This window comes from Gemmatimonas sp. (assembly GCF_027531815.1).
Classification (GTDB): Bacteria; Gemmatimonadota; Gemmatimonadetes; order Gemmatimonadales; family Gemmatimonadaceae; genus Gemmatimonas.
On the sequence record NZ_JAPZSK010000004.1, the window covers coordinates 79785 to 104032 of the forward strand.

22 protein-coding genes are annotated in these 24248 nt (G+C 68.1%); 12 read left to right on the top strand and 10 right to left on the bottom strand.

The features are described from left to right. The first annotated feature begins 86 nt into the window (after positions 1 to 86). The 7 genes from mog to O9271_RS04195 all read left to right on the top strand — a co-directional run bounded on the left by mog (position 87) and on the right by O9271_RS04195 (position 6152). Entirely contained in the window at positions 87 to 608 is a 522-nt protein-coding gene (mog, locus tag O9271_RS04165) for a molybdopterin adenylyltransferase (RefSeq protein ID WP_298266357.1), read from the top strand. Positions 609 to 642: 34 nt separating this feature from the next. After that, complete coding sequence (locus O9271_RS04170) at positions 643 to 849, top strand: Trm112 family protein (protein WP_298266358.1); 207 nt, start codon at positions 643 to 645, stop codon at positions 847 to 849. Next, on the top strand, positions 846 to 2012 hold the full coding sequence (locus O9271_RS04175; RefSeq protein WP_298266359.1) for a cystathionine gamma-lyase: 1167 nt from the start codon (positions 846 to 848) through the stop codon (positions 2010 to 2012). Before O9271_RS04170 ends, O9271_RS04175 begins: the two co-directional genes overlap by 4 nt. A gap of 18 nt (positions 2013 to 2030) precedes the next feature. Continuing rightward, the gene (locus O9271_RS04180) at positions 2031 to 3659 is read left to right on the top strand and encodes an amidase (RefSeq protein WP_298266360.1); all 1629 of its coding nucleotides are present in this window, start codon (positions 2031 to 2033) and stop codon (positions 3657 to 3659) included. A gap of 37 nt (positions 3660 to 3696) precedes the next feature. After that, positions 3697 to 4077, top strand: coding sequence for a hypothetical protein (locus O9271_RS04185; protein WP_298266361.1), 381 nt, complete (start codon positions 3697 to 3699; stop codon positions 4075 to 4077). A gap of 13 nt (positions 4078 to 4090) precedes the next feature. Further along, positions 4091 to 5272: a dipeptidase gene (locus O9271_RS04190; protein ID WP_298266362.1), complete on the top strand. Its 1182-nt coding sequence runs from the start codon at positions 4091 to 4093 to the stop codon at positions 5270 to 5272. Positions 5273 to 5744: 472 nt separating this feature from the next. After that, a complete protein-coding gene (locus O9271_RS04195) occupies positions 5745 to 6152 on the top strand; it encodes a VOC family protein (protein ID WP_298266363.1) in 408 nt (135 codons plus the stop codon). Positions 6153 to 6188: 36 nt separating this feature from the next. Here O9271_RS04195 and O9271_RS04200 read toward each other — a convergent pair whose 3' ends face one another. Further along, the gene (locus O9271_RS04200; protein WP_343213869.1) at positions 6189 to 7334 is read right to left on the bottom strand and encodes an amidohydrolase; all 1146 of its coding nucleotides are present in this window, start codon (positions 7332 to 7334) and stop codon (positions 6189 to 6191) included. Between the two features lie 138 nt (positions 7335 to 7472). Here O9271_RS04200 and O9271_RS04205 point away from each other — a divergent pair, with 138 nt between their 5' ends. Continuing rightward, the gene (locus O9271_RS04205; RefSeq protein WP_298266365.1) at positions 7473 to 8144 is read left to right on the top strand and encodes a hypothetical protein; all 672 of its coding nucleotides are present in this window, start codon (positions 7473 to 7475) and stop codon (positions 8142 to 8144) included. A 7-nt stretch (positions 8145 to 8151) separates the two neighbouring features. Here the strand turns inward: O9271_RS04205 and O9271_RS04210 are convergent, their stop codons facing one another. Further along, on the bottom strand, positions 8152 to 8541 hold the full coding sequence (locus tag O9271_RS04210; RefSeq protein WP_298266366.1) for a hypothetical protein: 390 nt from the start codon (positions 8539 to 8541) through the stop codon (positions 8152 to 8154). Next, positions 8454 to 9341, bottom strand: a complete 888-nt coding sequence (locus O9271_RS04215; RefSeq protein ID WP_298266367.1) for a sugar-binding domain-containing protein — start codon at positions 9339 to 9341, stop codon at positions 8454 to 8456. Before O9271_RS04215 ends, O9271_RS04210 begins: the two co-directional genes overlap by 88 nt. Before the next feature lie 658 nt (positions 9342 to 9999). Here O9271_RS04215 and O9271_RS04220 point away from each other — a divergent pair. Continuing rightward, the gene (locus O9271_RS04220) at positions 10000 to 10248 is read left to right on the top strand and encodes a hypothetical protein (protein WP_298266368.1); all 249 of its coding nucleotides are present in this window, start codon (positions 10000 to 10002) and stop codon (positions 10246 to 10248) included. 71 nt (positions 10249 to 10319) lie between these two features. Here O9271_RS04220 and O9271_RS04225 read toward each other — a convergent pair whose 3' ends face one another. The 5 genes from O9271_RS04225 to O9271_RS04245 all read right to left on the bottom strand — a co-directional run bounded on the left by O9271_RS04225 (position 10320) and on the right by O9271_RS04245 (position 17868). Then, positions 10320 to 11291, bottom strand: a complete 972-nt coding sequence (locus O9271_RS04225) for a hypothetical protein (RefSeq protein ID WP_298266369.1) — start codon at positions 11289 to 11291, stop codon at positions 10320 to 10322. A 26-nt stretch (positions 11292 to 11317) separates the two neighbouring features. After that, the gene (locus O9271_RS04230; protein ID WP_298266370.1) at positions 11318 to 11953 is read right to left on the bottom strand and encodes a hypothetical protein; all 636 of its coding nucleotides are present in this window, start codon (positions 11951 to 11953) and stop codon (positions 11318 to 11320) included. 31 nt (positions 11954 to 11984) lie between these two features. Further along, positions 11985 to 13208, bottom strand: coding sequence for a hypothetical protein (locus O9271_RS04235; RefSeq protein ID WP_298266371.1), 1224 nt, complete (start codon positions 13206 to 13208; stop codon positions 11985 to 11987). Further along, entirely contained in the window at positions 13196 to 14227 is a 1032-nt protein-coding gene (locus tag O9271_RS04240; protein ID WP_298266372.1) for a hypothetical protein, read from the bottom strand. Before O9271_RS04240 ends, O9271_RS04235 begins: the two co-directional genes overlap by 13 nt. A gap of 557 nt (positions 14228 to 14784) precedes the next feature. Further along, positions 14785 to 17868 carry an AAA family ATPase gene (locus tag O9271_RS04245; protein ID WP_298266373.1) on the bottom strand — a complete coding sequence of 1028 codons (3084 nt, stop codon included), beginning with the start codon at positions 17866 to 17868 and terminating at the stop codon, positions 14785 to 14787. A 149-nt stretch (positions 17869 to 18017) separates the two neighbouring features. On the opposite strand from O9271_RS04245, the gene O9271_RS04250 reads away from it, so the two are divergent. Continuing rightward, the gene (locus tag O9271_RS04250; RefSeq protein ID WP_298266374.1) at positions 18018 to 19076 is read left to right on the top strand and encodes a PEP-CTERM sorting domain-containing protein; all 1059 of its coding nucleotides are present in this window, start codon (positions 18018 to 18020) and stop codon (positions 19074 to 19076) included. A 139-nt stretch (positions 19077 to 19215) separates the two neighbouring features. Next, positions 19216 to 19860, top strand: coding sequence for a hypothetical protein (locus O9271_RS04255; protein WP_298266375.1), 645 nt, complete (start codon positions 19216 to 19218; stop codon positions 19858 to 19860). A gap of 132 nt (positions 19861 to 19992) precedes the next feature. Here the strand turns inward: O9271_RS04255 and O9271_RS04260 are convergent, their stop codons facing one another. After that, positions 19993 to 22215, bottom strand: a complete 2223-nt coding sequence (locus tag O9271_RS04260) for a glutamine synthetase III (RefSeq protein WP_298266376.1) — start codon at positions 22213 to 22215, stop codon at positions 19993 to 19995. A gap of 218 nt (positions 22216 to 22433) precedes the next feature. Then, positions 22434 to 23318, bottom strand: coding sequence for an alpha/beta fold hydrolase (locus tag O9271_RS04265; protein ID WP_298266377.1), 885 nt, complete (start codon positions 23316 to 23318; stop codon positions 22434 to 22436). An 89-nt stretch (positions 23319 to 23407) separates the two neighbouring features. Here O9271_RS04265 and O9271_RS04270 point away from each other — a divergent pair, with 89 nt between their 5' ends. Then, positions 23408 to 24232 (top strand): AraC family transcriptional regulator, encoded by an 825-nt coding sequence (locus O9271_RS04270; protein WP_298266378.1) that lies wholly within the window; start codon positions 23408 to 23410, stop codon positions 24230 to 24232. The last annotated feature ends 16 nt before the right edge of the window (positions 24233 to 24248 follow it).

The following is a 24248-nucleotide window of genomic DNA, read 5'->3' on the forward strand; positions in this document are numbered from 1 at the left end:
GACGTGAGACCAGCCGTCGCGGACCGTGGAGCAGACGATCACCCGGGAGGCAACCGCGACGGTCTCTTTCCGTAGTAGATTGACGGATGCTTTCCCTCGGTATCGTCACCATCAGTGACCGCGCCTCCACGGGCGTATACGATGATCGCTCCGGCCCCGCCATCCGGGACGTGTTCGCGCGGTGGGTGGCCACGCCGGTTCACGAGGTGTACAAGCTGGTGCCCGACGACCAGGCGGTCATCGAGGCGACGCTGCGCGAGCTGGCCGACGAGACGCGGTGCCATCTCGTCGTAACCACCGGCGGCACCGGGCCGGCGCCGCGCGATGTGACCCCCGAGGCCACGCTGGCCGTGTGTGAGCGGGTGCTGCCGGGGTTTGGCGAGCAGATGCGCGCCGAAAGCCTCAAGTCGGTGCCCACCGCCATTCTGTCGCGGCAGCTGGCGGGCACCCGCGGTGGCTCCCTCATCATCAACCTGCCGGGGAAGCCGGCGGCGATCGAGGAGTGCCTGCGCGCCGTCTGGGGCGCCATCCCGTACTGCATCGAACTGTTGGGCGGACCGCGGCTGGCGTTCACCGCCGAGGCGCCGCGCCATCATCGTCCGTCCTGATGTCACGCCCCGCCATTCTTCTGCCCTCGTTGACATGAGTCTCGCCCCGGAACTCCTTCGCATTCTCGTGTGCCCCAAGAGCAAGGCCCCGCTGGAGTACCACGCCGGCCCGCCGGAGGTGCTGGTGTGTCGTGAGAGCAAGCTGGTGTACACGGTGCAGGACGGCATTCCGGTGATGCTCATTGAGGAGGCGAAGCCGCTCGACGAGGCGGTGTATCCGCCGGCACCGTTGACCCCGTGAGTGACCAGGGGGCGGTGAGCGCCAACGACCGGGCGTGGCAGGGCGCCACGCAGGTGGTGCGCGCCGGGTTGCCGCCCAAGGCGGCGGGCACGCCGTACCTGCCGGGGCCGGTGTTCGCGGCGCCCTATCACGCGCCCGGTGACCCGGCGCAGTCGCCGTACACCTACGGCCGCTTTCACAACCCATCGTGGACGCATTACGAGGCGGCGTTGGCCGCGCTCGAGGGCGGGCCGTGCCTGCTCTTTCCCAGCGGCATGGCGGCCACGGCAGCGGTGCTGGCCACGATGGTCCCGCCCGGCGGCACGCTGCTCATGCCGCAGGAGTGCTACTACACCACGCGCGTGATTGCGTCGCAGCCGTTCGACGGCGCGTGGTTCGCGTCGCAGGGGATACGCGTGATCATGGCGCCCACGGCGGGTGATGGGCTGCAGCGCGCCCTCGACGAGGCGGGGCCCGGTGGCGTCTCGCTGCTGTGGCTCGAGTCGCCCACCAACCCGGGGCTCGACGTGTGCGACATTGCCGCCCTCGCGGCGCGCGCCCACGCGCTGGGCGCGCTCGTGGCCGTGGACAACACCACCGCCACGCCGCTGCTGCAGCAGCCGCTCGCGTTGGGGGCCGACTTCTGCGTGGTGTCCGACACCAAGGCCATGACGGGCCACGCCGATCTGGTGCTGGGGCATGTGGCGGCGCGCGATGCGCAGCACGTGGAGACACTGCGGCTCTGGCGCACACGCATGGGGGTGATTCCCGGTCCCATGGAAGCCTGGCTGGCACACCGGTCGCTGGGCACGCTGCACGTGCGTCTCATGCAGCAGTGCCGATCGGCCTTGCAGGTGGCGCAGTTCCTGGCGGCGCACGACCGCGTGCGGGGGGTGCGCTATCCCGGACTGCCGCACGATCCATCACACGCCATTGCCGCAATGCAGATGGCCGCTTTCGGCTGCGTCGTGAGCTTCGAGCTGGAGAGTGCCGAGGCGGCGGCGCGCTTCTTCGCGCAGTCGCAGCTGGTGTACGAGGCCACGAGCTTCGGCGGGCTGCACACGAGCGCCGAACGCCGCGCGCGCTGGGGCGGCGATGTGGTGTCGGAAGGGTTCGTGCGCATGAGCGTTGGGCTGGAAGACGTGCAGGACCTGCTCGCCGATCTGGCCGCGGCGCTTCGTTGATCACCTCCTGAGTCGACCATGGATCGTCGCCACTTCCTGAACACCGCCGGTGCGGTTGCCGCCGGGGCCGCGCTGGTTCCGCATGTCGCCCACGCGGCGGAGCCTGCCGACGTCACTGCCCCCACCGAGCCTGCCGCGCAGCCGCCGGCCTTCGCCTTCGAGGAGGCCACGGCCGCCGGGCTGCTGGCGCGCATGCAGGCGGGCACGCTCACGTCGAGCGCGCTCACGGCCGCATATCTCGCGCGCATTGCGGCCATCGATGCGGCAGGACCGCGGCTGCGCAGTGTGATCGAGGTGAACCCCGACGCCATGGCCCTGGCGCGCGAGCGCGACGCCGAGCGCCGGGCGGGGCGTGTACGTGGCCCGCTGCATGGGCTGCCGGTGCTGGTAAAGGACAACCTCGACACCGCCGACCGCATGCAGACCACGGCCGGCTCGCTGGCCCTGGTGGGCAAGCCGGCGCCACGGGACGCCACGGTGGTGGCGAAGCTGCGTGAGGCAGGCGCCGTGCTGCTGGGGAAGACCAACCTCAGCGAGTGGGCCAACTTCCGCAGCACGCGCTCCACCAGCGGCTGGAGTGGACGCGGCGGACAGACGCGGCACCCGTACGTGCTCGATCGCAATCCGTGCGGATCGAGCAGCGGCACGGGCACCGCCATTGCGGCCAACCTTGCCGTGGTGGGGATCGGCACCGAGACCGATGGTTCCATCATCTGCCCGAGCGCCATCTGCGGCCTGGTGGGGCTCAAGCCCACCGTGGGGCTCGTGAGCCGGGCCGGGATCATCCCCATTTCGGCATCACAGGATACCGCCGGTCCCATGACGCGCACGGTGGCCGACGCGGCGCTGGTGCTGCAGGTCATTCGCGGGGCCGATGCGCGCGATGCAGCCACCGCGGACGCGGCGCGTCACACCGACGACTACCTGGCCGCGCTCGACCCGAATGCGCTGAACGGGGCACGCATTGGCGTGGCGCGCAACATGGCCGGCTTCCATCCGGCAGCCGACGCCGCCTTCGATCGCGCCCTGGCCGTGATGCGGAAGGCTGGTGCCACCCTCATCGATCCGTGCAACGTGCCCACGGTGGGCAAGTACGACGCCGCGGAACTCGAGGTGCTGCTGTACGAGTTCAAGAACGGCCTCACGGCGTATCTCGCCTCGCGGGGCGATACGGTGGCGCACCACACGCTCGCGGAGCTCATGGCGTACAACACGGCGAACGCCGGCACCGAGCTGCCGTGGTTCGGGCAGGAGCTGTTCGAGCAGGCCGCGGCCAAGGGTCCGTTGACCGACACGGCGTATCAGGAGGCGCTCGCCACCTGCCGGCGTCTGTCGCGTGACGAAGGGCTCGACGCACTCTTCCGCGAGCATCGGCTCACGGCCGTGGTGGCGCCCTCCAACGGGCCGTCGTGGCCCACCGACTGGATCAACGGCGACCGCTACAGCGGCGGGAATTCGAGTGTCGCTGCCGTGGCCGGCTATCCGTCCCTCACCGTGCCCATGGGCTACGTGCAGGAGCTGCCGCTCGGCGTGTCGTTCATCGGCCCGGCGTTCAGCGAGAAGTCGCTGCTGGCGCTGGGGTACGCCTTCGAGCAGCAGACGCGCGTGCGGCGTCCCCCGCGCTTCCGCCCGACGATTGCCGGCTGACCTGCTGACGACCTGCTGCTGACCTGCTCCCCTGCTGATGACCGACGAACGCACCGCCTCACCTTCTCCCTCGCGCACGGCACCGAGTGGCCCGCCCCCCGCCGCGATCGGCAGCCTGCTGCTGGCCGTCGTCGTGGGCGCAGGGGCCTGGTACTGGTTCGGCCGCGCCGCCGACGCCGGTGTGCGCCGTCTCGAACGGCTCGATACCATGCGCGCCTATTGCGAGCGATTCTATGCGCAGGCCCGCGACAAGAACGACACGATGCGTGTGGATCGCGCCGCCGTGCCCGATACCGTCGATGCGGGATCGAAGGACGCCTTCGATCGGTGCGGGGATTTCCGCGGACCCAGCGTCCCCAACGCGCTGCCCAATCCGCGCGAGATGAATGGCCAGGAGATGCCTCGCGGACTGCGGTGAACCGCCACCCGTCATGAAGAAAATTCTCCTTGGCCTCATCGTGCTGCTGGTCACCGCCGTGGTGGCTTTCTTCACCATCGTCCCGGTGGTGGTGGATGGTCGCATGAACAGCGTGGTGAGCCCCACCATTCCCGACGTCTCCCCGCGCGCATCGGCGCTGCATCGCACGCTGTTCGTGGCCGACCTGCACGCCGATGAGCTGCTCTGGGGGCGCGACCTGCTGGAGCGCGTGGACCGCGGGCATGTGGATTTGCCGCGGCTGCAGGAGGGGAAGGTGGCGCTGCAGGTGTTCAGCGTGGTCACCAAGACGCCGCGCGACATGAACTACGGGCGCAACACCGGCGAAACCGACAACATCGCGCTGCTCGCGCTGGCGCAGCGGTGGCCCAGTGAAACGCGACGCAGCCTGCGGGCGCGCGCCACGTATCAGGCTGAGCGGTTGCAGGATGCCGTGCTGCGCGCCGGGGGGGCGATCACGCTCATCACGTCGCGTGATTCGCTCGAGGCGTTTGTGGAGCGGCGCGGTGGCGACCCCATGCAGGTGGGTGCGCTGCTGGCCATCGAGGGGCTGCACGCGCTCGACGGCGAGCTCGCGAGCGTGGACGTGCTCTTCGCCCACGGCTATCGCATGATGGGGCTGACGCACTTCTTCGACAACGAGGTGGCGGCCAGTGCGCACGGCGTGTCGCAGGGCGGGCTCACGCCCTTCGGCCGGCAGGTGGTGCAGCGCATGGAGCAGCTCGGCATCATCGTGGACCTGGCGCACGCCTCGCCGCGCACGGTGCAGGAGGTGCTGGCTGTGGCGACGCGTCCCGTGGTGGTGTCGCATACGGGGGTGGCGGCGGTGTGTCCGGGCTCGCGCAACCTCACCGACGCGCAGCTGCGGGCGATTGCCGCCAACGGGGGCCTCATCGGTATCGGCTACTGGGACGGCGCGGTGTGCGCGCCCACCATCGAGAACATCGTGAAGGCCATTCAGCACGCCGTGAGCGTCATGGGTGTGCGGCACGTGGCGCTGGGGTCCGACTTCGACGGGGCCACGAAGACGCCGTGGGACACGCGCGGCGTCGTCGTGATTACCGATGCCTTGCTCAAGGCCGGCATGCGTGAGGACGAGGTGGCGCGCGTGATGGGAGGCAACACGCGGGACTTTCTCTGGCGGCTGCTGCCGGAAGCGCAGGCGCACGGGCGCTGACGCCTTCGGGGGAGGAGCTACGCGTGGGCAACAACGGAGGACCGGCGTGTTGGCAACAACGGAGGACCGGGGACGCGTTGGCACGGACGCGTTGGCAGGAACGCGTTGGCGGAGACGCGTTGGCACCGACGCGGAGCAACGCGGGCAATAACGCGCGGAGCAACGCGGGCAATAACGCGAGAAGCAACGCGTTGCCCCCACGCGGCAACCACGGTCGACCGCTCCGCGCAATTACCCGCGTCGGTGCCCGCGTCGGTGCCCGCGTCGGTGCCCGCGTCGGTGCCCGCGTCGGTGCCAACGCGTTCCTGCCAACGCGTAAGTGCCAACGCGTCCGTGCCAACGCGTCCTCGATCGCGCGTAGTTGCTGTCCGTCGTTTCCGCCCGCCACTCCGTGTGTCGGTCCGGACCGCCCGCGTCCCGCGCCCGCGGCGCCGACAGGCAACAAATCCCCCCGTTCCGGTGTTCTTCGGGTATGCCTCAGTTTGTTGCCATTGTGCCCGTGCTGCGAGTGTCCGATGTGGAGCGCAGCATTGCCTGGTATACGGCGAACCTCGGGTTCGCGCCGGAGCCGTCGCCGAGTGCGCCGCCGTTCGAGTCGTGCATCCTGCGTCGGGATGCCACCGAACTGATGCTGCGCCGCGCCGTGGCGCCGCTCACCAAAACGCGGGGCTCCTACGAGTGGGATGTGTACATCCGGCTATCAGGCGATGAACTCACCAGCCTGCTCGATCATGCGCGCCGGCGTACACCGCTGGTGCGCGGTCCCGAGGTCATGCTCAGCGGCACCGTGGAGTTCGAGCTGGAAGACCCCGACGGCTACCGTGTGTGTGTGGCCGAGGCGCTCCGCGATACCCGCGGATTTCCGCGCGCGGTGGGCTGACGCAGGCACAACAGCAGCAGCGGGGCGCGCGCACCGTCAGGCGTCGGAGAGCAGGTCGATCGTGGCCGCCGTGAGGTAGCGCAGCCCCATATCGAGGGCGCGTTCGTCCACGTCGAACCGCGGATGGTGGTGCGGGTGCACGATGCCCGTCTCCACGTTGCCGGCGCCCACGAAGGCAAAGACGCCGGGCGCGCGCTGCTGATAGGCGGAGAAATCCTCGCCGCCCATGGTGGGGCGCAGGTCGACGAGCGTGTCTGCCCCGAACGTGCGTGCCACCACCTGGTGCAGTCGCTCGGCCAGGGCGCGGTCGTTCACGACGGGGCGATAGCCGCGCTCGTAGTGAAAGGCGACCGTGGCCCCGAACGCTTCGGCAATGCCGCGAATGACGCGCTCCATGGTGGCCGGCACGCTGTCGCGCAGCGTGGGTTCGAAGGTGCGCACCGTACCGGCGAGGTAGGCGCTGTTGGGGATCACATTGAACGCGCTACCGGCGATGAACTGCGTGACCGAGAGCACCATCGGGTCGAGCGGGTCCACGGTGCGCGTGACGACCTGCTGCAGCGCCGTGACCACCTGGGCGCCAATGGCAATGGGATCGACACACTCGTGGGGAATGGCGGCATGCCCGCCCTTCCCGGTGATGGTGCACTGGAAGTTGTCGGGGGCCGCCATGGCGGGGCCGGCCAGAATGCCAATGCGGCCCACGGGCATGGGGGCCCAGAGGTGCAGGCCGATGACCTGACGCACCCCGTCCATCACGCCCAGCTGCACCAGCGATTCGGCGCCGCCGGGAGACAGCTCTTCGGCGTGCTGAAAGATGAAGCGCACCGTGCCGGGCAGTTGCGCCACGTGCTGCGCGAGCAGCGTGGCCAGCCCCAGCGCGATGGCGGTATGCCCGTCGTGGCCGCAGGCGTGCATGGCGCCGGCGCGGGTGCTGCGATAGGCGTGCTCGTTCTCCTCGTGAATGGGGAGGGCATCGATATCGGCGCGCACGGCAATGGTGGGCCCCGGCCGCGCGCCGCGCAGCTCGGCCACGACGCTCGTGGGGGTGGGACGGGTGATGACAAGCCCCGGCACGTGGGCGAGCGTGTCGGCAATGAAGCGACTGGTGTCGACCTCGTGGAAGGCCACTTCCGGGTGCTGGTGGAGGTGGCGGCGCCAGCGCACCACCTGCGGGGCCATGGCGGCGGCGGCGTCGAGCCACGGGGCCGCCGTGCGAAGATCGGGGAGTTCCTGCAGACTGGTCATGCCGAACCCGGAAGAGTCGGTGTTCGAGGGCACGGGTGTAACCGGACCCGCGCTGATCACGTAGGTTGCAGTATGTCTTGGATTCAACCTCCCGCGCCACCCGCACCCCCGGAGGCGCCCGGCGCGCCAGCCGGGGCGCAGCCGGTGGCCATCGATGTCGGCACTGGCGAAGCCATTACCGTGGCGCAGCCGCGCACGGCCGCCGAGGTGGAAGCGCTGCGCGCCAAGCGCTCGGAGCTGTCGCGCCAGATCGAAAGCGCGGTGAACCGCCGCAAGGGGGTGGAGCGCGACCTGCTCAAAGCCAACGAAACGACCCGGCCGGGGCTCGAGGCGCGGCTCAAGGTGCTCGATGCGCGCATCGTGCAGATCGAGCAGGAGATCGCCGCCAACGGGCGGGCGCTGGCCGCGGCGCCGTTGGCGCTGGCGGCGGCCGAGGCAGCGGAAGCGCCGGTGCGCTACGGTCCGTTCACGGCGAGCCAGCTGACCGGCATTTCCATCGTGGGCACGCTCACGGTGCTCATGCCGCTGGCCATTGCTGCGGCGCGCGCCATGCTCATTCGCGCGCGTCAGCCCAAGCTCACGCCGGAGATCCTCGAGGCCACGCGCCGCATGGAGCGCATGGAGCAGGCCATCGACACGGTGGCCGTGGAGGTGGAGCGCATCAGCGAAGGGCAGCGTTTCGTGACGCAGCTGATGGCGGCCAAGCAGAAGGACGAGGCTCGGCTGGGCCGCGGCGAGGGCTAGCGGGCTCTCAGACGAGATGCTCCGTGCTGGACAGCCCCAGCGCCTGCATGCGCGCGTCCACCTTGCCGGCGGTGGCGGCGTGGATTGCCTCGATGGGGATCTTGGGGGTGCGATCGGCGAAGAGCAGGCCGTTGGCTTCCTGGTACGTGTCGGCGAATTGCGTGTAGCAGAAGCCGGCGAGCAGTGGCAGGCGGTGCAGCGTGCCGATGAGCGCGTCGTAGCGCTCGGCAAACTCGGGGGCGCTGATGGAGCGTGAGTAGCCCCACGTGTACCGCTCGTCGGAGGCGAACGCAATGCCGCCGCACTCGGTCACCATGAGCGGCTGCCCGCGGTGTTCGTATCCCTCGAGGGTGAGCAGGCGGCCGGCCGGCCCCACCTGCTGCAGCAGCTGCGGCACCACAGCATCTCGTTGCGAAAGTCGTCGATGCCCGGGTCGCTGAGGGCACTGCGGCGGTGCACCTCGCCGGCGATGACCGTGTAGGTGTCATCGGCGAGCACCTTGTCCTCGATGCTCAGCTTCACGTTGAGCCGCAGCCCATCGCGCCGGGTGCCGTGACACCAGGCCTCGACGCCGATTTCGTAGCGCTCGAGGTTGCTGGTCCAGCGCACGTTGCCGATCCAGGTACCGGGGACGCACTCCAGCCACACGGTCTGCCAGATGCCGGTGGTGCGTGGATACCAGATGCTGTGCGGTTCCTTCTGCCAGTCCTGCGTGCCACGCGGCTTGGCGAGGTCGTGCGGATCGTCTTCGCAGCGCACGACCACGATGGCGCGCTCGTCGCTGTGCACGAACCAGGTGATGTCGATGGTGACGGGGGTGTAGCCGCCCTCGTGGAATCCGGCGGGGTGGCCGTTCACCCACACCACGGCGCTGTAGTCCACCGCCCCGAAGTGCAGAAGGAGGCGCTGGCCCTCCTGCAGCACGGGAACGTCGACGGTGCGGCGATACCAGCAGGAGCGGAAGAAGTCGGTGTGGCTGACGCCGCTGGCGGCGGTTTCGGGGGCGAAGGGCACCACGATGGTCTCGGTCCAGCGGACATGGCTGGGGATGGACCATTCCGCGTCGGGGTCCACGGCGAAGTCCCACGGCCCGTCGAGCGAGACCCACCCCTCGCGTTCGAGTTCGGGGCGCGGGTAGCCGCGGGAGAGCGGGTCGTTGGGATCGAGCGTCACGGCACCGTTGGGCAGAGGGTTCACTGCGCGACAGTGCAGGGATAGTGCCGTGGGGTGAGGGGAAAGACTGACGACCGAAAACCGTTACTGCGAACGGCGAACTCCCTGCCGTTCGCGGGGCGTTCGCAGTGTGTAGTGCGAATTGTCAGTCGTCAGTCCGTCCTACGCCGGTAGATCGTCTGCCGTGCGATCGCCGAGGAGCCGCGGCGTGCCCAGCCATGGCGCGGAGGCGGGGCGGAGTGGCGGTGCGGCGCAGGCGGACGTAGTTGAGGCGGAAGAGCGCGACGAGCGCGGGACTGTCGTGCTCGCTGCGCACCCGGAATCGAAACTCGATGCCGCCGAACCGGAGCGGGAATGGCACCAGGAGGGGTGTAACGACCCGACCACGGTATTCGACCATGGACCTAAGGCTGGGCATGGGGCGCGCCGGAAAGACCACACCTTCGTGTTCTACCACGGCGTCGCATGTCGCGACCGCGAGGCTCCAGCGATCGCTGCGTCACGGTAGAGGGGATCGTCGACGTCATCCAGTATCTGCATGCACTGCGAGGCCGTCTATCGGCGCCCACGCGATCCCCCTTTGCGGCGCATCTCCGTCACGACGGCTGATGACGTCTGGGCATGGTGCCCTGCGATCTGGCGACGGCGATCGCCAGCCTCGTTCCGGCGTCGCTTCGCGGAGATGCTCCTCCCTACGGCGACACTGCCCACCGATCAGCTATTCCGTCGCGTGCTGGGACGTGCTGAGGCGCTCATCACGGATTCGCGCCATCAGCCCGCATATCGTATGAATACCGCCAGCGGCCTCCTGTCGCCGGAGGGCATCGTGTGCCTCCGGTGGCAGGTGCGTCCAGCAATCGACGGCCTCGAGAACAACCTGGGCCGTAGTCTGATTTGCCAATTGCTGGATGCCTTCGATGCGTCCAGATAACTCCACGCTTGGCTGCGCGGAAATCGTCTTGCCAATCGCGCGGGGTATGCTTCGCGTTCGGCTGAGAGGCGTCATGGACGCCCTGCCCCGTTCGACGAGCGTCCCAGTGCCGCCGTGATCTCAGTCGACAGCTTGTCCGAGATCTCCTCGAGCATCTCGCGCTTCCACTGCTCGGCATCAACGTCATCCTGCAGCGCTTCCTCCGACTGACGCTGAGCCGTGCCCTTGCCCGCGGCGAGTACCTGTCGGGATGCGACGTGAACGACCTTGTAATCCACCTCAGCCGCACCCGAGTACTGCACGATCTGCCGATCCGTCGTTCGCATCCGGCGTGCCTGCCGCTTCACGGTCAATGCCGCGACGCTGAGTTGCACCACAAAGTCGGCAATTCTAGCCTGATTGCGCTTGAGCGCTTCCGTCGCTGCCACGTTGTCGGATGACGCAAAGTCCATCTCCGCCACGACGTCCGAGTTGGACGATCGGTCCAGAACGGCGAACTCTCCCGACGTCACGATGGTCGAGGCAATTCGATCCCGCAGTGCACCAGCCTCGGGGCCCGTCGCGTCGACACCGCGCGGCGTACCAACAACGACCGTCGGCTTCGACACCGTTGGCGGTACATACTTGGCGATCTTGGCGGAGATCCGGACCTCCCAGGCTCCACGATTCTCCACGCCCTGCTCGACCACGATGCTCGTGACCATGCCGGCCGTGGACTCCATGAGCCTGCGCCCACCCTCGGTGATGCGCGCCGACTGTTGCGCCAGGGTCCGTGCTCCATTCGACTCTAGGCTCTGGCTCATGTCGATCGACGCAACCTCCTGGCTCACCGTCACGAGTGAGATCGCCCGGCCATGCACCTGCTCTACCGCACGCAACGTGGCATCACGAATTGCCTCTTCACGGGTGCGACCGTTGCCTGTGGCCTTCACTTCAACGTTCTCGATACCGCCCACCAGCTCCTGTCTTGTCGCCGATGGTGATTCGGGCAGTATCGCCTGTGCCTCGTCCTCGGTCGCGCCGGCGCAGGCGGTGGTCATCACGAGGACGAGGCTCACAAGACGCCGCATTATTTGCCGGGGAAGTTCATGTTCAGGACTTCCGTCGGTACCTTGATCCTGTTGGCGGTGACGTAGGCCTTCAGCGCCTTGGTCGTCTGCAGGTTGCTGCTCAACAGCACCGGGACGTTGTCCACAAGGGCCTTGGCAGCGCCGACGGTACTCATGGCTTTTCTGGCCGCCATCGGATTCTTGGGCATCTGGAACGCACTGAGCGCCTTAGACAGGTCGGGAATGAGTTGCGCGGCTTCGCCGGTCTTGACCGTCCCCTCGAAGTAGCTCACGACGCCGTCGATGAACGCCTGCATCTGGTCGGCACTGACTTTCGCTGTTCCGGCCGTGAGATCATCCGCCAGTGACTTGCTCGCTTCCGATTGCAGTGTCATGACCGTTTTCGTCAGGTCCGGGTTGGGCTTGTCCCCACCTTTCGCAAGATCGGCCGCCGCGGCGCGCACCTTTGCCGCTTCGTCCTTGTGGCCGGTCGCTTCCTTCAGCTTGGCCGTCGCCTCGAGGAGCCTGGGCATGGCCTCGACGTACGTCATCCTGTACATGTCGTTGAGCTTCACGTCGAGATCGTCCTGGGCGAACACGGGCGAGGACGTCGTGGCGAGCAGCGTGGTGATCTGGAGAACTCGGGTGATTCGCATGGTAGATACACGGAAAGAGGGGAAAGACGGCTTACTTTACTTGCCTGTTGCTGAGCTGGTTGATTACCGCGCGAGCCGTTTCGTCGGCTGCCGACTTGATGGCGTTGGTCCGTGCAGTGTTCGCGTCGGGACCGAGTCCGGCGTGGACTGCAGGGCCCACAGTGACGACGGTGCGGGGCAATCGCCCGGAGAGGTCGTAGACCTTCGCGGAGACTTTGGCGTTGACGCGCTGACTGCCGGAGACTGCGTCGGTAGTGGGCAGTCCTGCTTCGACAAAACCGACGAGCACGTAGCGAACCTCCTGCGCCTGCGCGGCCCCGAGCATGCGCCGCAGCGTGGTCGCCCTGAGGTCATCGCCGGCGCCGAAGTCGGCACGGATCGTTTCAAGCAGGGCAGGCTTGCTGTCATCCTCAAGCAGGGCCCCCTCGACGGGCTCATAACCGGCGACATTCAGCCGGCTTCCGATCGCTGACTCGAGATCCTGCGCTGGTGCAACGGAGTACTCGTCCTGGTTGGCTCGCGTCATCGAGGACCCAGTGGTGACGTTGCCGCTGTTGGTCTGAGTGGCGGTATTCACCTTTTGGCTGCTCTGGATGCGTTCGTCGAGGGCTACGACGCCCCCCTTGAGCGAATCCGCCTCGCGTACCGCGCGTGTCGAGTCGGCGGTGTTCGCGCTGGTGGAGGTGGTGGAGGCGCTGCTGTTCGTTCGACGCTCGCTGTCGAACCGCGTCGTGCTGCGTTGAGAACGCGCCAACATGAACATGCCCATCAGCGATCTCTCGGTCGTCGGTGCACTGGCCACCGCGGACGTGGCGCGCAACAGATCCCGCAGCTTCGCCTCGCTGATGTCGGCGCGGACGTTGATCGTGACCTGCCGTGTCGTGGAGTCGATGGTGCGGCTTAGTTCGAGGACACCAACGACTAGCTGATCGAAGCGCGCTGATGCGGAGTCCCGGACGCGTTCAAAACTCCGCTGCGTGGCTTCGCCATCACGCGCGGCGAAGCGCTCCAGCGCATTCAGGGCGGCCCGTCGTTGAAGGTCGCGCAGTTCGGTGGCCGTGGGCTGCAGGCATTCCGGCAACAGTTGCTTCCCCTTGGCCACGGCCTTCCCTGTGCTGCAGATCGGCGGACCGTTGAACGGAGCGGTGGCTGTGCCGCGTTCGCTCGTGACCTGTGCTTCGACGGCCAGAGGGAGCAGCACGGGCAGCACCACAGAGGGAACCACGCCGCGCAAGGTACCTTTCAGGGTGCGCATTTGTTGATCCAGGCCGGAAGTGAAGGGAAGCTGCTTCGCGTCACATCGGCCGAATCGAACCATCGCTGGTCATGGCTGCGTGATGCGATTGCGAGCTTGGCAGTCAGGCCCGCAAGGGAGTTGACGAGCCCCGACCATGTGTCCGTGTCGGTGCGCAGCTGCGGGATGGTATCGAGAGTCACGTGGCGATAGACGCCGCGGACGAGCGGTGTCGGACTTCCAGGTACGGTAACGCGCGCTTCGAGCTGCAGGCCGACCGCATCGACGCGAAGGGCGGCGTTCTGTCCGGCGACTTGTCGGCGAGCGGCGAGGTTGTCGATCGCCAGCACATAGTCCGGCTCCGGAACGCGCAGTCGGTAGATGTCGCCATTGGCAAAGCGTGTCTGCATCTGCCCCTGCACCTGCGAGCTGCGAGTCGGCAAGAGCGGCTGACGCGCGGCGGTGACCCAGGTTCGGGCCGCCTCGCGGGCAAGCGCGGCGCGAAGTCGAGCGGTGTCCGTGCCAAATCTCGGACTCGCCAGGCGCGTGGTCACTGAATCAAACGAGACCTCTCCCAATTGCACGCGGCAGATCGCGCTGCCGGGCGCGGGCAGTGCGGCGAAGCCTCTGGCAAGCGTCGCAAACTGCCCCGTCGCGTCCTCCGACATGAAGGCAGGAAGGATCGCGTCCGCAACACGTTGAGTATACGACGGTCCGGGACGTGCCTGTTGCACATCCACGTACTCCACGACCGATGGCAGGGCCGAGAGTACGGTCGCGAATCCATCGCGGAAGTCGATGGTGAGCAGCTGCGCGCTCAGGGTGGTTACTATCTTGAAGCCCACCCCCTGCACCGCCTCCACAGAGCGATACTCCTCGTCAAAGGCCAGGGCGAGGGCGAGGCCGGCTCGATCGGCGAGGCCAATGGTGACGGGTACGCCCGCGCGACGGAGCGCGGTCAGGAGACGATTGCTCAAGGACTGACCTCCCGCTTCGGCCATGCGCTCAAGTGAGCTCGCCAACGGAAAGAGCGAATCCACTGTCGCGGCATCTCCCAAGTAGCCAACTCCGGCAAACCGCAGGGAGTCGGCGGTCGACTGCGCCGACAGCGTTCTCGGAGGCGCAGTGCATAGCATGAGAAGAGCGACAGGGACCAACGCGCGGCCCATGCTGGCGAGGGCGCGAAAGTGGACCCGGACCGCTGAGTTCAAGACGTCATGCACAGGGACAATCCGTACTGGATGATCGCTTAGGATGCGCAGGCGTAGGGATCATCTCACAAACTCAAGTTGGTCCGTCTCGTGCACGTCTCGGTCGGACGCTCCGGTGACCACCCGTGCGCTCGCGCGCTGTCAGACGCCGGTGAGACGTGCGTGAGACGGCGGCCTGGCTCAACGTGGGCGCGTGTAGGCCAGCCGCATTTCGGGCGGCAAAACCGCAGCACTTTCGGCGTTGGCACTGCACGGCTACTCCCGCGGCAGTGGAGTTTGTGTGGAGCGATCGCTCGGGAGAGCGGGAGCGCTACACGTTTGCGCGGGCGCCATTCCTGGCGGCGGGGGCGTGAGCGGCTCCGGGCGTGCACGAAGCGCCGCCGCCCCTACTTCACCACCACCTCGATCGCGAGCAGGCCGACCTTGCCGACGCACAGCTTGAGCATGGCGTCGGGATGTGGTGTGCATTGCCATGGCCAGACGGCGCGATACGCCATGGCGATCGACACCGTGCCGGCATCGCGTGCGGCGCGGATGACCGAATCGGGCAACGTTGCGAGATCGTTGCCGTCCCCCCACACGGGAGCGCCCACGGTCCAATTGGTCCCGGAGAGCAGGAATCCCCCGCTGGGCTCTGCGCCGATGACAACCAAGAGCCAGTACGTGCCCGCCGTTGATGGTGTCTGCACCGTGATGGGCACGTCGATGACGTCCCAACGGACGGGTGTCGCGAGCGGCATGAGCTCGCGCCCCACCGTGCGCGGGTCGCCCCACGTGGGCGTCATGGACAACCACACCGACGCCGCGGCCCAAGGCGACGAGTACTCCACCTGCAGCACTCCATCGAGCAACGCGGCGGGCGGGACCTCGATGCGCGCCCGGTCGCCACGAACGAACACCGACCTGACGCCGGCAGTCAGTCGCCCTTCCACAAGGCGCAACTGGGCGATGTTGGACTTGCCGTCGGGTCCTGGTGCGTCGGAACGAATGGTCATGATCGTCGGCGTCGCGCCGCCGCCTTCGAATTGCAGCCGCATGACGGGTGCGTTCGGGACGAGGCGCAAACCGCCGAAGCGCGCAACACCCGCGCGCGTGGTCACCCGGTCGCCGCCCAGTATCCGCGCCGAGCCGTCGAGCGCGCGTACGCGCACCTCCCCATCGACCACATCGGTGCGTGAGGCGATGCGGACGACAGGCGAGGGAACGAGCCGAACGGCCGACTCACCGAAGAGTCGAGCGGCGGTGGTGGCCATGCTCGCCTGCTCGACTTGCAGGGCCGGCTGGTGGTACATCCGCCAGGCCACGGTTCCCATGACTATCGTCAGCAGAGCCGCAGCGCCCGCCAGTACCCGCGTGCCGACTCGGTCCACCCGGTGATACCACGGGACGCGCGCGATTATCAGGGCGGCATCCGCTTCGGGCAGCTGCCCCACGAGATCGGTCAGCAGGTCGTGCACACGGCGATGATCGTGCCGCGCGCGGGCGCGGGCGACGAGGCGGGTGAACACCGTGCCCGCGGTCGCCAGGTCACCTGCCAGGGAGAAGTGGCGCACGGCGAGGGCGAGTCGGTCCGTAAACTGTGACTGCTCGAGGGCCGTGGCCAATCGCGCGTGTGCGTGTCGAATGGCTGCCTCACCCGCATCGGCGCGGAGCTGCTCGCCAATGACGTCATGGGTGGGGAGCCAGAACCCGCTCTCCCTTCGTACGAAGCCCTTGGCGTCAAGGTGGCGCAACAGCGTCCGCTCCTCGGGGGAACTGCCCAGCAGTTCCGGCGCCACCGGGGTTCCCGCTACGGTGAGCATGAGCAGCAGGGCCCGCTCTTCCGGTGTGCAACTGCGCAGGCGACGGAGAATCGGCGAAGCGTAGGCAATCTCGTGTATCGCCTGGGGCCAGGACGGCGCAGACCACGTACCCTCCCGCCTGTGCAGCACTCCCGTCTCCAGCGCGAGCGCCAGACGCTCGACCAGCGTGAGCGGAATGCCGGCGCAGGAGTCGGCCAGCGTACGCATGAACTGCTCCACGACAGGGCCCGCTGGCCACGTCCCGGCACTGCGGATGGCGTCGATGACGGCATCATGATCCAGCGGCGTGAGGAGGTGTGTCTGGAGCGAGGGATGCTCGATCAGCGGGGCACCGGAGCGTGCCGTCCCCGCCACCAGCAGTGGGACGTCGGCTACGCGGGTCAGCGCGAACGACAGCGCCTGTCGCGACGCCTCGTCCATCCAGTGCAGGTCATCGACCAACAGCGCCAGCGGCTGTTGCTCGGCCACGGCGTGCACCAGATCCAGCAGCGCCAGCGCCCGACGTGGGGTGCTGTCGGTCAGCTCGGCAGGTGAGGTTGCTGCGCTGTTGGCCGGGAAGCGGCCCGCCAACCCCGGATCCAGGCGCACCAGTTCACGGGCGCTCTCGCTCCCGATGCCTGCGGCCCCGGGCTGCATGGCCAGTGCTCGCACCAGCGATACAAGGAAGCTCCAGAGCAGCGCCTGTTCTCCGGGATGGGCGCGAACAACGAGCACGCAACTGCTGCGTCCCCTGAACCGATCGGCCAGGGCGTGCAGCAGCCGTGTCTTGCCGACGCCGGCCACCCCGGTGTACAGCAGTACGCGGCACTCGCCACGTTTGACGCGCGCCCACGCCGCCATGGCATCACCGAACGGCTCATCGCGACCGACCATGTCCAGCACGAAGTCGTCGTCGGCGTCGACTGGCGGGTGGTGCTCGCGGGTGCGCGCCACGAGGGTCTGCATGGTGGCCGAAAGGGGCCGCCCCTCCCGAGCCGCCAGCGCTTCGAGCTGATCGGCTCCGCGTCTTGCGTTAACCGCGTCGTCGCTGTCGAGGTGGAGTTGAATCGCGAGGCGGTGTGCGTCGACGGCGTCCGGAGCACGGGCGACGAGCGCTTCTGCGACCCTCCGGCGCTCGGAGGGGCGGATGCGCGAGGGCTCGGCACGCATGGCCTGCTCCACCGCACGAATCAGCGTGTCTTCAAGGCGCCCTCGCTCGCTGGCGGCCCAGTCCTCGAACTCGTCTCCCCCCGGCAGCGACACGCCGTCGAGGAAGGGACCGGCATACAGGCGGAGCGCTTCGGCATGGTCCTGGCGGGCCACGGCGTCCAGAAACAGCTCCCGGTCGGTGACCACCGCCGCCGCCACGCCCGTGACGGCGTCGTCGCGCGTCTGGAGGAGGTCGCCGAGCACCCGGCGGAGGCGCCAGAGGGCCTGACGGATGTTGTGCCGGGCGCGCTCCGGGGCGGCGTCGGCCCAGAGCAGGGCACTCAGCGTCTCCCGGGAATGGGGGCGCCGGCGTTCGGCGCTGCAATAGGCCAGGAGCGCCAGCGGCTTCCCCTTTTGCAGCAGCGGCGTGGTACCCGTGTCCGCATCGCGGCGACAGAGCTCCAGTGTGCCGAAGGTGCGAAGCAGGAATGCCGGCGCGGGGGCCGTGTCTACCGCCTCAATGGAAGGGGCCTGCGTCATTGCCGTCGAAGAATTTGGGTGAGTGCGAGTGAGACACTCGGCTGACGGCGTCTCTCCCCCGTCTCACGGACGAACAGCAGACGGCCGGCAGACGGTGGGACGCCAGCATGCGCCCACAGTGTGCAAGTCTTCCTTCTCTCGAGGTCCGTATGCGCCGTCTCCGTCCCAGCGGGTCCATCATGACGTTCCACAAGATGCGCCTGGTATTCCCGAGTGCACTCCTCCTGCTTGCCAGCCTCGCACCGGCGGCGCGGGCGCAGACGGTGACGCTGCTCCCCGCCCTGCCGTTCGACAATTCCTTTGCCACGTGGGGTACGAGTCCGAACAACGTGTGGGCCGCCGGAGGAGTGCGCGGCATTGCCCGCTTCGACGGTACCACGTGGACCTCGGAAACGGTCACCACCGGCTTCAATCGGTACACCGTGTTTGGTACGGCGACCGGCACGATGTATTCCTCAGGGCAGCTGGGGTACCAGTCCGGCGCACTGCTGCGCCGAAACGCCTCGGCCACCTGGTCGCCCGTCTTTACGGCCTCCACCGAGCTGGTGGGGCTATGGGCCGGCGATGATGGGAGTGTGCTGGTCGCCGGAGACGGTCGCTTCTTCTACAGCCCCGATGGCACGACGTTTCTCGAGGCCCCCACGGGGCTGTCGAGCGCCTTCAATATCGATCGGCTCGAGACGATCTGGGGGCGCTCCGCGAGTGATGCGTACATCGTCGGACGGGGTGGGTTGTATCGGTGGGATGGAGCAGCCTTCAGCCGTGTGAACATTGCCGCCACCGCGCTCAACTCGGTCCACTACAGCGGTGCCTCCTGGTGGGCCGTAGGGAACGGGGGGCAAGTCTGGCGTGGGAATGGCGCGACCTGGAACTCGGTGGATATGGGTACCACGAACGACATCCTCAGCGTGTGGGCGTACAGCGATGCGGACGTGTGGGTGAGCGGTGTAAACGGGATGCTGCGCCACTTCGACGGGACCTCGTGGCGCGCGGTCGCGAGCGGCACGAACGACCCGTTGGGGCGGCTACACGCGGTGGACAACAGTACCCTGTTCGTGGGCTCCTCCAGCAACCCCGGTCTGGTGCGTCGCATTGATGTTCCTCGGGCCGCGGTCCCCGAACCGTCGTCGCTGGCGCTGGTTGCGGCGGGGGCGGCCGCGCTTGCGCTGCGACGTCAGCGGACGCGCCTGCAGCACGGGCGGAGCTGACACGGCGAGCACAAGGGCAGGGGAGGTCTGGCAAGGGGAGAACCCGCCTGACGCTCCCCTGTCGTCGCTGGCGGTTGGCGCCCATGCTTGAGGAGCCCGTTGCTCTCTCCTCCCCTGCGCCTCACGCCCTTCTGTGACCATGACTGTGACCGGTGCCATCGCCCCACCGCAACGGTGGCCATCATTCCTCCGCGAGATCGCATGGGTGCGCCGCGTCTGGCTGGCCGGTACCCTGCTCGTGGCCGCGCCGGTGATGCCGTTACGGTCGGTCATGGCGCAATCCGCAGCACCGGCGCCGGCGCGTGCCTCCTCGCCCGAGGCGTGGACCGGCACGTGGCGCGGGGTGCTCACCACCTACGGCGCCGTGGACAGCGTGAAGTTCACGGTGCCGGTCACGCTCACCATTGCGCCGCTCGCTGAAGCCGGGGCCTATCGCTGGCGGCACGTGTACGCGAACGACAGCACGCGCAACGTGAAGGACTACGTGTTGCGCACCATCGACGCGGCGGCCGGCCGCTACGCCACCGACGAAAACAACGGCATCGTGCTGGACGAGCAGTTTGTCGGGGGCATGCTGGTGAGTGTCTTCCAGGTGGGCGAGCAGGTCATCGAGAACCGCACCGAGGTGCGGGGGGACACGCTCGTGCAGGATCTCCTCGCCTGGCGGCGCACCGCAGTACGCGAGACGCGCGGCACGGGCCCCAACGGCGAGCAGGGGGCGCCCGTGTCGTCGTTTCGCGTGACGAGCCGCCAACGGTCGGTGCTCGTGCGGGCTGGCCGGTAGGGAGTACGACAACGGGGGCGCCGCACCGCGGTCGCCCCCGAATCGTTCTACGGTATCACTCCAGTCTGCCCTCTGTCATTCCTGCCGTCCCCCGTCTGTTGTTCAGCCCGGAGCATCAGGCATGCACCATGGTCAGACCGGGAACAGCATCTCGCGGTAGCGCGGCAGCGGCCACTGGTCGTCGGCAATCGTCAGCTCCAGCGCATCGCTCGCCTCACGCACCTCGGCCATCGTGTCGCACGCAGTCGTGGTGAGATACACGCCCTGCGCGGCGAGGTCGTCGTGCAGATGCTCGGCCTTGGCCGTCACCTTGGCCAGCTCGGCCCGCTTGGTCTGCAGGGTGGTCACCAGCTTCGACGTGGCGTTGGCCGCGTTGATGATGGGCTGCATGTTGATCCCCGCCGACGCCCCCTGGCCAGCCGCGCCCGCCAGCTGCCCGAGATAGGCGTAGGCGGCCGGCAGCACCTGCGTATCCACGATCTGCTGCAGCGTATGCAGCTCGATGAGGATGTCCTTCACGTAGCGCTCGAGACGCACGTGGTAGCGGCTTTCGAGCTCGACCTGCGTGAGGATGCCGGTGTTGTCGAAGAGCGCCTTGGCGCCGTCGCTCAGCAGCTGCGCGAGCGCTTCGGGGGTGCGACGCAGGTTGAGCAGCCCGCGGCGATTGGCTTCCACCACCCACTCGTCGGAGTAGTTGTTGCCCTCGAAGCGCACGGCGGCGGTTTCCTTGAACGCCTTGCGCACCACGGTGAGCGCGGCGTCGTCGGTGCTCTTGGCCGTCGTGATTTCCTTCTTCAGCTCGTCCACGAGTTCACCAATGGCCTCGGCCACCGCGGCCTGCAGCAGCATGACCGGGAAGGCGATGCTCTGCGACGCGCCCACGGCGCGGAATTCGAACTTGGCACCGGTGAAGGCGAAGGGCGACGTGCGGTTGCGATCGGTGTTGTCCTGCTCCACCTCGGGCAGCTTGGCCACGCCCAGTTTGAGCATGGCCTGCTCGGCGTTGGTGGGCGACGTCTTGCCGGCGGCGATGTCTTCCACCACTTGCGTAAGGCCGCTGCCGAGGAACGCCGAGATGATGGCCGGCGGCGCTTCGTTGGCGCCGAGGCGGTGTTCGTTGCCGGTCACGGCAATGCCGGCGCGCAGCAGCCCGGCGTGCTTGTGCACGCCCTTGAGCACCGCCGCCAGGAAGAGCAGGAAGCGGATGTTCTGGTGCGGCGTCTTGCCCGGCTTGAGCAGGTTGGTGCCGTCGAGCTGATTGTCGGCGGCGATGGCCATGGACCAGTTGCAGTGCTTGCCCGATCCGTTGATGCCGGCGAACGGCTTTTCGTGCACGAGCGCCTGCAGGCCATGCCGCAGCGCGACCTTGCGCAGAATCGCCATCACCAGGTGGTTGTGGTCGACCGCCACTTCGCTGTCCTCGAAGTACGGCGCCATTTCGAACTGGCTGGGCGCGACTTCGTTGTGACGCGTGGTGATGGGCACGCCGAGCTTGTAGAGCTCCGTTTCCACTTCACTGATGCACGCCTGCACGCGCTCGGGGATGCCCCCGAAGTAGTGGTCTTCGAGCTGCTGGCCACGTGGCGGCGGCGAGCCCACGAGGGTGCGGCCGGCCATCACGAGGTCGGGGCGCAGCGCAAAATGGCTGCGGTCGATCATGAAGAACTCCTGCTCCACACCCAGCGTGGTGATCACGCGCAGCACGCCGGTGTCGCCGATGAGCCCCAGCAGCTCCGTGGCGCGCGCGGAGAGCACGTCGCAGCTGCGGAGCAGCGGGGTCATTTCATCGAGCGCTTCGCCGTTGTAGCCGATGAAGACCGACGGGATGCAGAGGTACTTGACCCCCCCGGTTTCGCTGATGAACACCGGCGAGGCGGGGTTCCAGGCGGTGTAGCCGCGTGCTTCCCAGGTGGCGCGCAGGCCGCCCGACGGGAAGGACGAGGCGTCGGGCTCCGACTGGATGAGCTGCTCCCCCGAGAAGGTCTCGATGGGGAGGCCGTTCTCGTCGAAGGTGAGGAAGGCGTCGTGCTTTTCGGCGGTAAGGCCGGTCTGCGGCTGGAACCAGTGCGTGAAGTGGGTCACCCCGCGGGAGATCGCCCACTCCTTGATGACCTGCGCCACGACCGGGGCGATGTCGGAGTCGAGCTTTTTGCCGAGACGGATGGAGGCCGCGAGCTTCTTGTACACGTCCTTGGGCATCTTCGCGCGCATCTGGCGCAGGCCGAAGGTGTTCATGCCGAACCAGGCGCTGGTGGGCAGCTGAACGCCGTTCTCTTCGGGGCGCGGGGTGTGGCGCGGGGCGCGGTGCGAGATCTCGCGCAGGGCGACGATGCGCGAGTTGTTGTTGTTGGACATGGCGGGGCGTGGTATGGGGACAGGTGACAGCGCACAGGCTGTCACCGATTTCGTGCGTGGATTGCAGAAATATCACCACATTCGGCCCGAAATCCAATGGATGACGGCATCAACGCGCCACGGCCTGTGCAGCTTGTGCACGATGGTGGTGTCACAGGGCAAGAATGCCCAGTTGCACCGAAACAAGGCCGAATCGTGCCGGCCCAAGGTCCATCAAGTCAGATGTACGGGCGCTGCAGCGGCTCCAGAAAGGCCGCGATCTGCCGGTTGAGCTGTCCGTGGTAGGTGGCGCGGTCGAAGCCCGGGGGGTCGTGGGCTGGCGGGAAGGCGGGGGAGACCAGCGCCGGCGGGAAGGGCGTCTGAAAGCTGAAGTGCCCGGCGCCCGGCACCACCTCCTCGTGGAGCGGCGCGTTGGGGGGGAGGGCGTCGCGGATGATGTCCGCATGGAAGGCGGGGGTGACGGTATCGGCCTCGCCGCGCAGCAGCAGCACGGGCACGGTCACCTCGTGCAGGCTGGCGGGGGGCATGAACCACCCCGCGGCGGGGGCGAGCAGCACCAGCGCCCGGAGCCCCGGCGTGTGGGTCACCTCCAGCCGCCGTGGCGCCTCGAGGGGCGTATCGAAGGGCGTGTTCACGGGCGCGCCGCCGGCGGCGGCCAGCGCGGTGCAGGCGCCAATGGAATGCCCCACGATGGCCCGCCAGTGCGGGTCGACATGGGCCCCGAGCTCGTCGTCGTGCTGCAGCGCCGCGAAGGCATCGTGCACCTGCTGCGGGCGGACCCGGAGCCGCTCGATGGTGCCGTCGAGCGACGTATCGCTGCGGCTGTTGCCCACATGCTCGGGGAGCAGCACCACGAAGCCGTGGCGCGCGAGGTAGGTGGCGGTGTCGCGGTGGGTCAGCGGCGACCCGTTGTTGCCATGGCTGATGAGCACGACCGGGTGCACCCCGGCCCGTACCGGTGCATCGGCGGCCGCGCGCACGGTGTAGGGGCCAAGCGCCTGCGGCTGCTCGGGCGCGTCCGTGGGATACAGGGCGATGAGCGGGAGCGCGCGTCCGCCCGACTGGGCCGTGAGATGCCGGAGTCCGGCCTGATGGGGTGACATGGGGGGAATTCACCGGTGCGCCCCCGTTCCGTCAACGGCAGAGCACGGGCGGTCAAGCAGACGACCCGTTCCTGCCCCATACTCGGTACATGACACAGACCAGCTGGGCAGACCGGATCCTGCGCGTTCTCGATGCCATTCACGGAAATCTGGACGGCGATCTCGACCCCGCCGCCCTGGCGACCGTTGCCGGATTCTCGCTGCATCACTTCCACCGCGTCTTCCGCGGCATGATCGGCGAATCAGTCATGCAGTACATCCGCCGCCAGCGACTCGAGCGCGCGGCGTTTCGTCTGCGCCACGTGGGTGGCGAGGTGTCGGCGACGGCCTTTGCGCACGGGTACGACAGTCACGAGGCGTTTACACGTGCGTTCCGCGCCCACTTCGGCGTACCGCCCCGGGAGTATCGCGACCAGCAGCGCGCGGCGAGCGACGTTGCCGTCGTGTCGGCAGAGCGCCGCGTCGAGCCCCCGCGCCGACTGCTCACGTGCCGTTTCACGGGCCCGTACGACGCGTGCGCGCCGGCCTGGGAGCAGCTGATGGGCGTGGCCGTTGGTGTCCCGGGGGTGCGACTCGATCGTCCCACCCTGGGACTCGTATACGACGACCCCGAGATCACGGCGCCCGAACACTGCCGCTACGATGCCGCCGTGGAGCTCGATGCGTCCACGGTGCTGCCCACCCTGCCGCCGGGGGTGGTGGCGCGTACCATTGATGGTGGTACCTACGCGGTACTGGTGCACGCGGGCTCATACGATACCATCCTCGACAGTTATGTCGCGCTGCTCGGGCGGTGGTTGCCGCGTCAGGGGTGGAATCTGGCCAACGAACCGGTCGTCGAGCGGTACGTCGTGCCGTTCGGGTCGGCCGCACCCGATGACCTGCGCACGGACGTCTGCGTCCGTTTGGCTTGAGGGAGACCGATACCGA